Source organism: Mangrovimonas sp. ST2L15, assembly GCF_001280515.1.
Lineage (GTDB): Bacteria > Bacteroidota > Bacteroidia > Flavobacteriales > Flavobacteriaceae > Mangrovimonas > Mangrovimonas futianensis.
Window position 1 is genome coordinate 1,345,980 of record NZ_LBIQ01000030.1, and the last position, 13,440, is coordinate 1,359,419.

Below are 13,440 nucleotides of genomic sequence, written 5' to 3' on the forward strand. Positions count from 1 at the left end.
TTATGGTACAGACAGAATCAAGATTAAAAGTAGCTGACAATACAGGAGCTAAAGAAGTACTAACTATTCGTGTTCTTGGTGGTACTAAAAAAAGATATGCTTCCTTAGGAGACAAAATTGTAGTTTCAGTTAAAGAAGCTACTCCTAATGGTAACGTTAAGAAAGGTGCTGTTTCTACTGCTGTAGTAGTGCGTACTGTAAAAGAAGTAAGAAGACCAGACGGATCTTATATTAGATTCGATGACAATGCTTGTGTGCTTTTAAATGCTCAAGGTGAGATGAGAGGTACACGTGTATTTGGTCCTGTTGCTAGAGAACTTCGTGATAAACAATTCATGAAAATTGTATCATTGGCACCAGAAGTGCTTTAATGAAAAATAAGATGACAAAGCTTAAAATAAAATCAGGAGATACAGTAAAAGTTATCGCAGGAGACCACAAAGGTGCTGAAGGTAAGGTTTTACAAGTATTAATAGATAAGAACAAAGCGATCGTTGAGGGTGTAAACTTGATTAAGAAACACAACAAACCAAGTGCACAGAACCCTCAAGGAGGAATCGTAGAAAAAGAAGCGCCAATTCATATTTCTAACTTATCTTTGCTGACCTCAAAAGGTGAGACAACAAGAGTTGGATTGAAAATGGAAGGTGATAAGAAAGTGAGATTTTCCAAAAAATCTAATGAAGTAATATAGTTATGGGATATACACCGAGACTTAAAGAAGAGTACAAAAGCAGAGTAATTGCTGCTCTTACAGATGAATTTGGTTATGACAATGTAATGCAGGTTCCTAAACTTCAAAAGATTGTATTATCTAGAGGAGTAGGTGCTGCTGTTGCAGACAAAAAGTTAATCGACCACGCAGTGGATGAATTAACAATGATAACTGGACAGAAAGCGGTTTCTACCATGTCTAAAAAAGACGTGGCTTCATTCAAATTACGTAAAGGGATGCCTATCGGTGCCAAAGTAACTTTACGTGGAGAAAGAATGTATGAATTTCTAGACCGTTTGATTACTTCAGCTTTACCGCGAGTAAGAGATTTTAATGGAATCAAAGCTACAGGTTTTGACGGAAGAGGTAATTACAATTTGGGGATTATTGAACAAATTATCTTCCCAGAGGTTGATATCGATAAGGTAAACAAAATCTCAGGTATGGATATTACCTTTGTTACTTCTGCTCAAACTGATAAGGAAGCAAAATCATTATTAACAGAATTAGGATTACCATTTCAAAAGAATTAAGATATGGCTAAAGAATCAATGAAAGCCCGTGAGGTAAAAAGAGCTAAAACAGTGGCTAAATATGCTGAAAAACGTAAAGCTTTAAAAGAAGCTGGAGATTATGAAGCATTACAAAAGCTACCTGCAAACGCTTCTCCTGTACGTATGCACAACCGTTGCAAATTAACAGGAAGACCTAAAGGTTATATGAGACAATTTGGAATTTCCCGTGTCATGTTCCGTGAAATGGCTAACAAAGGATTAATTCCAGGAGTTAAAAAAGCAAGTTGGTAATATTATTTATATAATCAGGTTTTAGGTTCGAGAGCGTAATACTCGAAAACCGGAATCACAAAATCAATTAGTATGTATACAGATCCTATTGCGGATTATTTAACAAGAATTAGAAACGCAGTGCGTGCTGGCCATAGAGTGGTTGAGATCCCTGCTTCTAATTTGAAAAAAGAGATAACTAAAATATTATTCGATCAAGGATATATTTTAAGTTACAAATTTGAAGAAGATACTGTACAAGGAGCTATCAAAATTGCCCTTAAGTACAATAAGGAAACTAAGGAACCTGTCATTAAAAAGATCGAAAGAATCAGTAAGCCAGGTTTACGTAAGTATGCAAGTTCAAAAGATCTACCTAGAATCTTAAACGGTCTTGGTATTGCTATCATCTCTACTTCTCACGGAGTAATGACTGATAAGCAAGCAAGAAGAGAAAAAGTGGGTGGTGAAGTATTGTGTTACGTTTACTAATTTAAAACAGTAGAAGACATGTCAAGAATAGGAAAAAACCCAGTTGCAATACCAGAAGGAGTTACAGTTGAAGTGAAGGACAATCTAATTACTGTTAAAGGAAAATTAGGTGAATTAACACAAGATTTCGAAGATGTAACCGTAAAGGTAGAAGAAGGTCAAGTAATCGTTGAGCGCTCTTCAGATTTAAAAAACGAAAGAGCTAAACACGGTCTATATAGAGCTTTGGTGAACAATATGATTCACGGAGTATCTAACGGATGGACAAAAGAATTGGAATTAGTAGGTGTTGGTTATAGAGCAAGTAACCAAGGTCAAAAATTAGATTTGGCTTTAGGATTTTCTCACAACATCGTATTAGACCTAGCTCCAGAAGTGAAAGTTGAAACTGTTTCTGAAAAAGGTAAAAATCCAATCATTAAGTTAACGTCTCACGATAAACAATTAGTTGGTCAGGTTGCTGCTAAGATCCGTGGTTTCCGTAAGCCAGAGCCTTATAAAGGAAAAGGAGTTAAGTTTGTTGGTGAACAAATTAGAAGAAAAGCAGGTAAGTCTGCATAATCATTTAAGCTATGGCATTAACAAAGAACGAAAGAAGATTAAGAATTAAAAGCAGAGTACGTAAGGTAGTTTCTGGTACAGAAGCAAGGCCAAGATTGTCTGTTTTTAGAAGCAATAAAGAAATATATGCTCAAATCATTGATGATGTAACTGGTAAAACAATCAGTTCGGCATCTTCAAGAGATAAGGACATTAGTTCTGCAACAGGAACTAAAATGGAAATCGCTGCACTAGTAGGTAAATCAGTTGCTGAGAAAGCTATGAAGGCCGGTGTAGAAACTATCTCTTTTGATAGAGGTGGGTATTTATATCACGGAAGAGTAAAATCATTAGCTGAAGGAGCTAGAGAAGCAGGACTTAAATTTTAAGAAATTATGTATCAAAAATATAAAAGTGCAGAACTAGTAAAACCAAGCGGATTAGATCTTAAAGATCGTTTGGTAGGAGTACAAAGAGTTACTAAGGTAACCAAAGGGGGTAGAGCCTTCGGTTTTTCTGCTATCGTAGTAGTAGGTGATGAAGCTGGTGTAGTAGGTCACGGTTTAGGAAAATCTAAAGATGTGGCTAGTGCTATCGCTAAGGCAGTGGAAGATGCAAAGAAAAACTTAGTACGTATTCCTATAGTGAAAGGAACATTACCTCATGAACAAAAAGGTAAATATGGTGGAGCTAGAGTAAACATTATTCCTGCTGCTCCGGGTACCGGGGTAATTGCTGGTGGTGCTGTTAGAACAGTATTGGAAGCAGTTGGTGTACATGACGTATTATCTAAATCTCAAGGATCATCAAACCCTCATAACGTGGTAAAAGCAACTTTTGATGCTTTATTACAATTGAGAAGTGCTCAAACAGTAGCGCGTGATAGAGGTGTATCTTTGGAAAAAGTTTTTAACGGTTAATATAAAGGATAGAGATGGCAAAGATTAAAGTAACTAAAGTTAAAAGTGCAATTAACCGCACTTTGAGACAGAAGAGAACTCTAGAAGCGCTTGGTCTAAGAAAAATGGGTCAAGTAGTTGAGCACGATGCTACACCAAATATCCTTGGTATGGTTGAAAAAGTTAAACATTTAGTTTCTGTTGAAGAAACAAAATAATAAAACACTGAAATGGATTTAAGTAATTTAAAACCTGCAGAAGGTTCAGTTAAAGGTCAAGGGAAGCGTATTGGACGTGGACAAGGTTCTGGAAAAGGCGGTACTTCTACAAGAGGACACAAAGGAGCTAAGTCTCGTTCTGGGTATTCTAAGAAGATCGGATTTGAAGGTGGTCAAATGCCACTTCAAAGAAGAGTTCCTAAATTTGGTTTCACTAACATTAACCGTGTTGAGTACCAAGGAATCAATTTGGATACCTTACAACAATTGATCGACGATAAAAAGATTAATGATACTTTAGATTTTGATACTATGGTATCTTTAGGTTTGGCTGGAAAGAATGATCTAGTTAAAATCTTAGGTAGAGGAGAATTGAAGTCAAAAATTAATGTATCTGCTCATAAATTTACTGCTTCAGCAAAGGCTGCTATCGAAGCTGCTGGAGGAGAAGCCGTAACTTTATAATCACTTTTTAGCGCATGAAATTTATAGAAGCAATAAAAAATGTTTGGAAAATAGATGAACTAAAGGACAGAATCATCCTTACTTTAGGACTGTTGTTAGTTTATCGTTTTGGCGCGCAAGTGGTTTTACCTGGTATTGATGCGGCTCAATTAGAGAGTTTGCAATCTAATACAGAAACAGGGTTGTTAGGACTATTAAATGCATTTACCGGGGGAGCATTTGCGAATGCCTCGGTTTTTGCGTTGGGTATTATGCCTTACATCTCCGCATCAATTGTAGTTCAATTAATGGGAATTGCTATTCCTTATTTACAGAAACTACAAAAGGAAGGAGCTAGTGGGCAAAAGAAAATTACCCAAATCACCCGTTGGTTGACAATTGCCATTTGTTTGGTACAGGCTCCGGGATATTTAGCTAGTTTACCTACAGCTTTTGGTATTCCACAAAGTGCCTTTTTATTAGGAACAGGAGGCGTGTTTTATTTTTCATCGATAGTTATTTTGGTAACTGGAACCATATTTGCTATGTGGTTAGGTGAAAAAATCACTGATAAAGGAATTGGTAATGGTATCTCTTTATTGATTATGGTAGGTATCATAGCTAAATTGCCTGTTTCATTTTTACAAAATGCCTCTTCAAGAATGGAGAACAACCAAGTGATGTTGATTGTTTTTGAATTGGTAATTTGGTTGGTAATTATTTTGGCTTCGGTCATGTTAGTAATGGCGGTTAGAAAAATTGCTGTACAATATGCAAGAAGAACTGCAACTGGTGGTTATGAAAAGAATGTGTTTGGATCAAGACAATACATTCCTTTAAAATTAAATGCCTCTGGTGTAATGCCAATCATTTTTGCTCAGGCAATCATGTTTGTTCCTGGTTTGATTGGAGGTACTTCTATTATGAAGGACTCATCAGTTGGACAGTGGTTACAAACTCAATTTTCTGATATTTTTGGTTTATGGTATAATGTGCTATTTGCATTGTTAATTATCGTGTTTACTTATTTCTATACGGCAATTACAGTACCAACCAATAAAATGGCAGATGATTTAAAGCGTAGTGGTGGTTTTATTCCTGGAATTAGACCAGGTACAGAAACTTCTGAATACTTGGACAAGATTATGTCTCAAATAACGTTGCCAGGATCTATTTTCTTAGCATTGATTGCCGTGTTCCCGGCTATTATTGTGAAGTTATTAGGAGTGCAATCAAGTTGGGCCTTGTTCTTTGGAGGAACCTCGCTATTGATTATGGTTGGAGTTGCAATAGATACAATGCAACAGGTAAACTCTTACTTGTTGAATAGACACTATGATGGCTTGATGAAGACTGGTAAAAATAGAAAAGCAGTAGCTTAACATTAGACCTATGGCAAAACAAGCAGCAATAGAACAAGACGGTACAATTATAGAAGCATTATCAAATGCAATGTTTCGTGTAGAGTTAGAAAACGGGCATATTGTAACAGCTCACATTTCTGGCAAAATGCGTATGCACTATATTAAATTGTTACCAGGAGATAAAGTAAAATTAGAAATGAGCCCTTATGATTTAACAAAGGCTCGCATAACCTATAGATACTAATACTATGAAAGTAAGAGCATCAATAAAAAAGAGAAGCGCCGATTGTAAAATCGTACGTAGAAAAGGTAGACTTTACGTAATTAACAAAAAGAATCCTAAATTCAAACAAAGACAAGGATAGTTATGGCAAGAATTGCAGGGGTTGATATACCAAAAAACAAAAGAGGAGTAATCTCTTTGACTTATATCTACGGAGTAGGTAAAAGTAGAGCACAAGAAATTTTAGCTACCGCTAAGGTGGACGAGAACACTAAGGTACAAGATTGGACAGATGACGAAATTGGAAATATTCGTGAGGCTGTATCAGCTTATACTATTGAAGGTGAATTACGTTCTGAAACCCAATTAAACATCAAACGTTTAATGGATATCGGTTGCTATAGAGGAATTCGTCATAGAGCTGGACTTCCATTAAGAGGTCAAAGAACTAAGAACAACTCGAGAACCAGAAAAGGTAGAAGAAAAACTGTTGCCAACAAAAAAATGGCAGGTAAATAATCATTAAGACATTAGTCATTAGTTATTAGAGTTAGATGAATCTGTTCGAAATAGAAATGTTTAGGATTCTAACAACTAAAAACTAACAGCTAGAAACTAAGAAATATGGCAAAGTCAAGTACAAAAAAACGTAAAGTTATAGTTGATGCAGTTGGAGAAGCTCATATTAATGCTTCATTCAATAACATCATTATCTCATTGACCAATAAAAAAGGAGACGTGGTTTCATGGTCTTCTGCTGGTAAAATGGGTTTTAGAGGATCTAAGAAAAATACTCCTTACGCAGCTCAAATGGCAGCTGAAGATGCAGCTGGTACTGCTCAAGAAGCTGGATTGAAGAAAGTGAAGGTATATGTTAAAGGTCCTGGTAATGGTAGAGAATCTGCTATTAGATCTTTACACAATGCTGGAATTGAAGTAACCGAAATCATTGACGTTACTCCATTACCACACAATGGATGTAGACCTCCAAAACGTAGAAGAGTATAATTATTACTCGTAAATATTCATAAAGAAATTAATATCAGCTGAGTACATGGCTGATATTAATTTTTTTGTATATTTGCACACCGAAAAAAATAACAAGTATTAACGAGAGGTTAACGATTATCGGAGGATAAGATTAAGACCTTAATCCATAATCACTCTCAAAAACAATTAGAAATGGCAAGATATACTGGTCCTAAAACTAAAATAGCTCGTAAGTTTGGTGAAGCTATTTTCGGAGATGATAAATCTTTTGAAAAAAGAAATTATCCTCCAGGTCAACATGGTGCTAACAAGCGTCGTGGTAAAAAATCTGAATACGCTATCCAATTAATGGAGAAGCAAAAAGCTAAATATACCTACGGTATTTTAGAGCGTCAATTTAGAAACATGTTTAAAAGAGCTACAGCAGCACAAGGAATTACTGGTGAGGTACTTTTACAATTATGTGAGTCTAGATTGGACAATGTAGTTTACAGAATGGGTGTTTCTCCTTCAAGAAGAGGAGCTAGACAATTAGTTTCTCACAGACACATTACTGTAAATGGTGAAGTTGTAAACATTCCTTCTTACCAATTGAAAGCTGGTGATGTAGTAGGGGTAAGAGAAAAATCTAAATCTTTGGAGGCTATTGATAAATCTTTAGCAAATTCTAGCCAAGTATACGAATGGATTACTTGGAACACTGAGAAGAAAGAAGGTACTTATGTATCTGTTCCAGCTAGAATCCAAATTCCAGAAAATATCAACGAGCAATTCATCGTCGAATTATATTCTAAATAATAAATTAACCACATTGGTATTTAGCCAAAGGGTCTATTCGTACTTCTTCAAACTTTTAGACCGCGCAACTAAATAACAATTAAAACGAAGAAAAAAATGGCAGTATTTAATTTTCAAAAGCCGGACAAAGTAATCATGATCGATTCAACCGATTATGAAGGTAAGTTTGAATTCAGACCGTTAGAGCCTGGATACGGTTTAACCGTAGGAAACGCTTTAAGAAGAGTTCTTTTATCTTCATTAGAAGGTTTTGCTATCACCTCTGTGAGAATAGAAGGTGTAGATCATGAGTTCTCTACTATTGCTGGTGTTGTTGAAGATGTGACAGAAATTATCTTGAACTTGAAACAAGTGCGTTTCAAAAGACAGATTGATGATGTAGATAATGAGTCTGTATCAATTTCAATTTCTGGACAAGAACAAATTACAGCTGGTGATTTTCAGAAATTTATTTCAGGATTCCAAGTATTAAATACAGAGATGGTTATCTGTAACTTAGATCCTAAAGTAAGTGTTAATATGGAAATTACCATTGAAAAAGGTAGAGGATATGTTCCTGCTGAAGAAAACAAAAAAGCTTCTGCACCAATAGGAACTATTTTTACTGATTCAATCTATACTCCAATTAAAAATGTGAAGTATAGTATTGAAAACTATCGTGTTGAGCAAAAAACGGATTATGAAAAATTGGTATTTGAAATCATTACTGATGGTTCTATAAATCCTCAAGATGCTTTAACAGAAGCAGCTAAAGTGTTAATTCACCACTTTATGTTGTTCTCTGATGAAAGAATTACTCTTGAAGCAGACGAAATTGCTCAAACCGAAACTTATGATGAAGAATCACTTCACATGAGACAGTTATTGAAAACAAAATTAGTGGATATGGATCTTTCTGTACGTGCTTTAAATTGTTTAAAGGCAGCAGAGGTTGATACCCTTGGTGATTTGGTTTCTTATAACAAAAACGACTTAATGAAGTTCCGTAACTTCGGTAAAAAATCTTTAACTGAGCTTGAAGAGCTTGTAAACGTTAAAGGTTTGAACTTTGGAATGGATCTTTCAAAATACAAATTAGATAAAGACTAACTTCTTCATATTTTGCTCCTCGAAGGAGTTGTAGCAAGATGAAGATTAAATTTTAATGTCATGAGACACGGAAAAAAAGTAAACCACTTAGGTAGAAAAACTGCTCACAGAAAAGCAATGTTAGCCAATATGGCTTGTTCTTTAATTGAACACAAAAGAATCAACACTACAGTTGCTAAAGCAAAAGCTTTGAAGTTGTTTGTTGAGCCATTGGTAACTAAATCTAAGGAAGATACAACTCATAATAGAAGAATTGTTTTCTCTAGATTAAAGCAAAAAGATGCTGTTGTAGAATTGTTTAGAGAAGTTGCTCCTAAAGTTGGAGATCGTCCAGGAGGTTACACAAGAATTATTAAATTGGGTAATCGTTTGGGAGATAACGCTGATATGGCAATGATTGAATTAGTAGATTTTAATGAAATCTATAATGCTTCTAAGCCAGAAAAGAAAACTACAAGAAGAAGTAGAAGAGGTGGTTCTAAAGCTGAAAAGCCAGCAGCTCCAGTTCAAGATACTCAAGCTTCTAAAGAAGAAGAGGAATAAAAATCTGTTAACTTATGTTAATTGTAAAAGGATAGGCCATCAAAGTCTATCCTTTTTTTATATTTGTCGCTTTCTTAATAAAAATGATATGAAAAACTTTATTTATTTAACAGTCTTACTTTTAACATGTCAAGTAGGATTTGCACAATTATCTAATACAGCTATTTTAGAAAATGTTCTCGATGAGAATACCAAGTTTGGTAGATTTGTCAATTCAAGAGGAGAAAGCGGGTCTGTTAAGGATGCTTATTTATTTGATGATACCAATGGAAAAGTGGAGATTTTCACTAGAGAAGGCAAAGCATATTCTTTTAAAGATGTAAATTTTAACCTAAGCAAGCAAGAATTAAGTGTTCCCTTAGATGGCGGCAAATCTTTCACATTTAATAATGCTGATATTAGATATTTTCAAAAGGGAAATAGAAAGTTTGTTTTTATACCTGGTCAATCCAAGCCGTTACATGAAATAGTCTTCAAAGGAGAAAAAGGATCTTTATTCAAAAAATTTGATCTTGAATTAAAGCAAGCCATGACCAATCCTTTGACTAATGAAATCACAAAGCCAGCATATTATACTAAAGAAGAGGTGTTGGTTCTAAGAAGGGATAATCAGGTTTTTGAATTGCCTTCTAAAAAGAAAAGGTTTTTAGAAGCCTTTGGTGATGATAGCTCAAAAATCGCTAAATATATTAAGAGTAATAACTTATCATTGAAAAATAGTAACGATATCATAAAGGTTGTAGAATATTACAATACCATATAAAAGAATATTTACTTTCAAAAAAAAGACTGAAATAATTTCAGTCTTTTTTTTTTGTGTATATTTAAGTAGCTAAAAATCAATTACTATTGAACTTTTTAATTTTTCACTGGTTTATTAATTAACATTTTAAAAGAGGTAATTATGGAAAAGAAAATAATTTTAGGTGTTTCAGTTGGTTTTTTTACATTGTTCAGTTTCTCACAAAGTCCTACTAGTCCTTTTGAAACCATTGGACCTACAGGACCAACGGCGATTAAGGATGGCCTTGAAGTGGGTATTGAAACGAGAAATGGTATGGCAATGGACTTATTAGCTGATTTTGATGGACCAACAGATATTCAAAATTTTGAAACCTTAATGGATGAAAATTCCAAATTCGGAAGGTTTGTTAATGCCAAAACAAATATAGAAATCAAAGAAGCCTTCCTTTTTGATAGCCAAAAAGGTAAAGTTAAAATTGTTACAAAAGGTGGTAAAGGTTATTTGATAGATGGAGCGAATTATAATCTGGTGAGTGATCAACTTTTTGTACCTATCGGACAAGGCAAAGTTTTTACTTTTAACAATCAAGATATTCGTTTTTTTGAGAAAAATGGAGAAAAGTTCATTTTTCTTCCAGATAGCGGCGAATTGCATGAGGTAGTTTATGTAGGAGAGAGTGCCATTTTGTTTAAAAAATTTAAAGTAACCTTAAAACCGGCAACAGAAAACCCTATGACCAAAGTAGTAACTAAATCGGCATATTACGATAAGGAGGAAATTTTAGTGGTTAAAGTAGGTGATGATTTTGTTGAAGTACCAAATAATAAAAAGAAATTTGCTGAGTTATTCCCAGAACATTCCGCTGAACTCCTTAAGTTTATAAAGGATAACAAAATATCATTAAAAGATTCTGAACAAGTAAAAAGAGTTGCTAGCTACTATGATACATTGTAGTTAGAAATCTTTCTCACATAATTAAAGGGTAAACATTTTAGTTTATCCTTTTTTTTATGCAATTTTGCAAAACTTTTCTAAACAAATGAAATACAACAAGCGAGAAAAAGCAATTATTCTATTGGCTGATGGAACCATTTTCTATGGAAAATCAGTAGGCGGTAAAAAGGGAACTTCTTTTGGAGAGGTTTGTTTTAACACTGGAATGACTGGGTATCAAGAAATTTTTACAGATCCTTCTTATTTTGGTCAAATTATGGTCACTACCAATGCACACATTGGTAACTACGGGGCTAATGATGAAGAGGTTGAGTCAGATTCAATAAAGATTTCTGGTTTAGTATGTAGAAATTTCAGTTATGATTATTCTAGGGAGGACGCTGATTCTTCCTTGCTCGAGTTTTTAAATAAATATAACCTTTTGGCTATATCTGATGTAGATACAAGAGCTTTGGTAAGTTATATTAGAGACAACGGTGCTATGAATGCTGTAATTTCAACTGAAGTAGATAACATTGAAGGATTGAAAAAGCAGTTGGCTGAAATTCCAGATATGAATGGTTTGGAATTGTCATCAAAGGTATCTACTAAAGAGCCTTATTTCTATGGAGATGAAAATGCAAGTATCAAAATTGCAGCTTTAGATATTGGTATAAAGAAGAATATTTTAAGAAACTTGGCAAGTAGAGATGCTTACATTAAAGTATATCCATATAATGCCAGTTTTGAAGAAATGGAAGCTTGGAATCCTGATGGGTATTTTTTATCCAATGGTCCAGGTGATCCTGAACCTTTGAAAGAGGCGCAAGAGGTTGCAAAGGAAATTATCAAAAGAGATTTACCTTTGTTTGGTATCTGTTTGGGACACCAAGTTATTGCATTGGCAAACGGTATTTCCACATATAAAATGCACCACGGTCATAGAGGCATCAATCACCCTGTAAAGAACCTAATTACTGGTAAGGGAGAAATTACGTCTCAAAATCATGGTTTTGCTGTTAATAGGGAAGAAGCAGAAAAGCATCCCGATATTGAAATTACACATATTCATTTGAACGATAATACGGTTGCTGGTATTAAGATGAAGAATAAGAATTGCTTCTCGGTACAATACCACCCAGAAGCAAGTCCTGGACCTCACGATGCATCCTATCTTTTTGATCAATTTATAGAGAATATCAAAAATAAATAAAGAAAAACCTCAAAGATTTCAGCCATTCTTTGAGGTTTTTTTTATTCGAAAACAATGTAGTTAGATTATTACATAAATATGCCTTGTGAAGGTGCAAAAAGGCTGGTAATTTCGTAAATTTGTTAAGGAAATTAATTTTATAAAAAGAACATTATGAGCATGATAACCAATATTCACGCGAGACAGATTTTAGATTCCCGTGGAAACCCTACTGTTGAAGTAGATGTGATAACTGAAAATGGTATTTTAGGTAGAGCTGCAGTGCCTTCGGGAGCATCAACAGGTGAACACGAAGCTGTAGAGCTAAGAGATGGTGGGAATACCTACATGGGAAAAGGAGTATCTAAGGCAGTTGGAAATGTTAATACAGTACTTGCTCAAGAATTATTAGGTGTTTCAGTTTTTGAACAAAACCTAATTGATAGAATGATGATTGAATTGGATGGAACGCCTAATAAATCGAAATTAGGAGCCAATGCTATTTTAGGAGTTTCTTTGGCAGTGGCTAAAGCAGCTGCTAACGAATTGGGGATGCCATTGTATCGTTACGTTGGAGGAGTGTCTGCAAATACACTTCCAGTTCCAATGATGAATATTATCAATGGAGGTTCTCACAGTGATGCGCCTATTGCATTCCAAGAATTCATGATTATGCCTGTTAAAGCGAAAAACTTTACACATGCGATGCAAATGGGTACTGAAATCTTCCATAACTTGAAAAAAGTATTACACGATAGAAATTTAAGTACAGCTGTTGGGGATGAAGGAGGATTTGCTCCTACCTTGGACGGAACAGAAGATGCAATCGAAACGATTGCTAAAGCAGTTGAAAATGCAGGATATAAATTTGGTGAAGAAATTAAAATTGCTTTAGACTGTGCTTCTGCTGAATTCTATGAAGATGGTGTTTACAACTATGCTAAATTTGAAGGAGAAACTGGTGTAACCAGAACAAGTAAAGAACAAGCTGAATATTTAGCTGAATTGGTATCTAAATATCCAATTATCTCTATCGAAGATGGTATGGATGAAAACGATTGGGAAGGATGGAGTTACTTAACTGAATTGGTAGGTGATAAAGTACAGTTGGTAGGAGACGATTTATTCGTAACTAACGTAGAGCGTTTATCAAGAGGAATCGAAAACGGAATTGCAAACTCAATCCTTATCAAAGTAAACCAAATTGGTTCTTTAACTGAAACTATTGCAGCTGTTAATATGGCTAAAAATGCTGGTTATACTTCTGTTATGTCACACCGTTCTGGTGAAACAGAAGACAACACCATTGCTGATCTAGCTGTGGCTTTGAATTGTGGTCAAATTAAAACAGGATCTGCGTCTCGTAGTGATCGTATGGCCAAGTACAACCAATTGTTGAGAATTGAAGAAGAGTTGGGTGATATAGCCTATTTCCCTCAGGAAAAAGCATTTAAGGTGAATTAAACTCAT

22 protein-coding genes are annotated in these 13,440 nt (G+C 34.8%); all 22 read left to right on the forward strand.

The window, feature by feature from the left end; all coding sequences use genetic code 11:
* Positions 1-2: 2 nt before the first annotated feature.
* Positions 3-371 (forward strand): 50S ribosomal protein L14, encoded by a 369-nt coding sequence (gene rplN, locus ZA07_RS09805; RefSeq protein ID WP_053971510.1) that lies wholly within the window; start codon positions 3-5, stop codon positions 369-371.
* An 11-nt stretch (positions 372-382) separates the two neighbouring features.
* Positions 383-694, forward strand: coding sequence for a 50S ribosomal protein L24 (gene rplX, locus ZA07_RS09810; RefSeq protein WP_053972117.1), 312 nt, complete (start codon positions 383-385; stop codon positions 692-694).
* Between the two features lie 2 nt (positions 695-696).
* A complete protein-coding gene (gene rplE, locus ZA07_RS09815; RefSeq protein ID WP_053971511.1) occupies positions 697-1,248 on the forward strand; it encodes a 50S ribosomal protein L5 in 552 nt (183 codons plus the stop codon).
* A gap of 3 nt (positions 1,249-1,251) precedes the next feature.
* The gene (gene rpsN / locus ZA07_RS09820) at positions 1,252-1,521 is read left to right on the forward strand and encodes a 30S ribosomal protein S14 (protein WP_053971512.1); all 270 of its coding nucleotides are present in this window, start codon (positions 1,252-1,254) and stop codon (positions 1,519-1,521) included.
* Between the two features lie 72 nt (positions 1,522-1,593).
* Positions 1,594-1,992 carry a 30S ribosomal protein S8 gene (rpsH, locus tag ZA07_RS09825; protein ID WP_053971513.1) on the forward strand — a complete coding sequence of 133 codons (399 nt, stop codon included), beginning with the start codon at positions 1,594-1,596 and terminating at the stop codon, positions 1,990-1,992.
* An 18-nt stretch (positions 1,993-2,010) separates the two neighbouring features.
* Positions 2,011-2,553, forward strand: a complete 543-nt coding sequence (gene rplF / locus ZA07_RS09830; protein ID WP_053971514.1) for a 50S ribosomal protein L6 — start codon at positions 2,011-2,013, stop codon at positions 2,551-2,553.
* A gap of 11 nt (positions 2,554-2,564) precedes the next feature.
* On the forward strand, positions 2,565-2,921 hold the full coding sequence (rplR, locus tag ZA07_RS09835; RefSeq protein ID WP_053971515.1) for a 50S ribosomal protein L18: 357 nt from the start codon (positions 2,565-2,567) through the stop codon (positions 2,919-2,921).
* Between the two features lie 6 nt (positions 2,922-2,927).
* A complete protein-coding gene (gene rpsE / locus ZA07_RS09840; protein WP_053971516.1) occupies positions 2,928-3,452 on the forward strand; it encodes a 30S ribosomal protein S5 in 525 nt (174 codons plus the stop codon).
* Positions 3,453-3,466: 14 nt separating this feature from the next.
* Complete coding sequence (rpmD, locus tag ZA07_RS09845) at positions 3,467-3,649, forward strand: 50S ribosomal protein L30 (protein WP_053971517.1); 183 nt, start codon at positions 3,467-3,469, stop codon at positions 3,647-3,649.
* A gap of 12 nt (positions 3,650-3,661) precedes the next feature.
* Positions 3,662-4,114, forward strand: a complete 453-nt coding sequence (gene rplO / locus ZA07_RS09850) for a 50S ribosomal protein L15 (protein ID WP_053971518.1) — start codon at positions 3,662-3,664, stop codon at positions 4,112-4,114.
* A gap of 14 nt (positions 4,115-4,128) precedes the next feature.
* The gene (secY, locus tag ZA07_RS09855) at positions 4,129-5,475 is read left to right on the forward strand and encodes a preprotein translocase subunit SecY (RefSeq protein WP_053971519.1); all 1,347 of its coding nucleotides are present in this window, start codon (positions 4,129-4,131) and stop codon (positions 5,473-5,475) included.
* 10 nt (positions 5,476-5,485) lie between these two features.
* Positions 5,486-5,701, forward strand: a complete 216-nt coding sequence (gene infA, locus ZA07_RS09860; RefSeq protein WP_007094967.1) for a translation initiation factor IF-1 — start codon at positions 5,486-5,488, stop codon at positions 5,699-5,701.
* A gap of 4 nt (positions 5,702-5,705) precedes the next feature.
* Positions 5,706-5,822 (forward strand): type B 50S ribosomal protein L36, encoded by a 117-nt coding sequence (gene ykgO / locus ZA07_RS09865; RefSeq protein ID WP_015361145.1) that lies wholly within the window; start codon positions 5,706-5,708, stop codon positions 5,820-5,822.
* A gap of 2 nt (positions 5,823-5,824) precedes the next feature.
* On the forward strand, positions 5,825-6,199 hold the full coding sequence (rpsM, locus tag ZA07_RS09870; RefSeq protein ID WP_053971520.1) for a 30S ribosomal protein S13: 375 nt from the start codon (positions 5,825-5,827) through the stop codon (positions 6,197-6,199).
* A 105-nt stretch (positions 6,200-6,304) separates the two neighbouring features.
* Positions 6,305-6,688, forward strand: coding sequence for a 30S ribosomal protein S11 (gene rpsK, locus ZA07_RS09875; protein WP_053971521.1), 384 nt, complete (start codon positions 6,305-6,307; stop codon positions 6,686-6,688).
* 174 nt (positions 6,689-6,862) lie between these two features.
* Positions 6,863-7,468, forward strand: a complete 606-nt coding sequence (rpsD, locus tag ZA07_RS09880; RefSeq protein ID WP_053971522.1) for a 30S ribosomal protein S4 — start codon at positions 6,863-6,865, stop codon at positions 7,466-7,468.
* A gap of 96 nt (positions 7,469-7,564) precedes the next feature.
* A complete protein-coding gene (locus ZA07_RS09885; protein ID WP_053971523.1) occupies positions 7,565-8,557 on the forward strand; it encodes a DNA-directed RNA polymerase subunit alpha in 993 nt (330 codons plus the stop codon).
* A 60-nt stretch (positions 8,558-8,617) separates the two neighbouring features.
* Positions 8,618-9,100, forward strand: coding sequence for a 50S ribosomal protein L17 (gene rplQ, locus ZA07_RS09890; RefSeq protein ID WP_053971524.1), 483 nt, complete (start codon positions 8,618-8,620; stop codon positions 9,098-9,100).
* An 88-nt stretch (positions 9,101-9,188) separates the two neighbouring features.
* Positions 9,189-9,863: a hypothetical protein gene (locus ZA07_RS09895; protein WP_053971525.1), complete on the forward strand. Its 675-nt coding sequence runs from the start codon at positions 9,189-9,191 to the stop codon at positions 9,861-9,863.
* 141 nt (positions 9,864-10,004) lie between these two features.
* Entirely contained in the window at positions 10,005-10,799 is a 795-nt protein-coding gene (locus ZA07_RS09900) for a hypothetical protein (RefSeq protein WP_053971526.1), read from the forward strand.
* Between the two features lie 85 nt (positions 10,800-10,884).
* The gene (gene carA, locus ZA07_RS09905; protein ID WP_053971527.1) at positions 10,885-11,991 is read left to right on the forward strand and encodes a glutamine-hydrolyzing carbamoyl-phosphate synthase small subunit; all 1,107 of its coding nucleotides are present in this window, start codon (positions 10,885-10,887) and stop codon (positions 11,989-11,991) included.
* A gap of 153 nt (positions 11,992-12,144) precedes the next feature.
* Positions 12,145-13,434 carry a phosphopyruvate hydratase gene (eno, locus tag ZA07_RS09910; RefSeq protein ID WP_053971528.1) on the forward strand — a complete coding sequence of 430 codons (1,290 nt, stop codon included), beginning with the start codon at positions 12,145-12,147 and terminating at the stop codon, positions 13,432-13,434.
* Positions 13,435-13,440 lie beyond the last annotated feature (6 nt).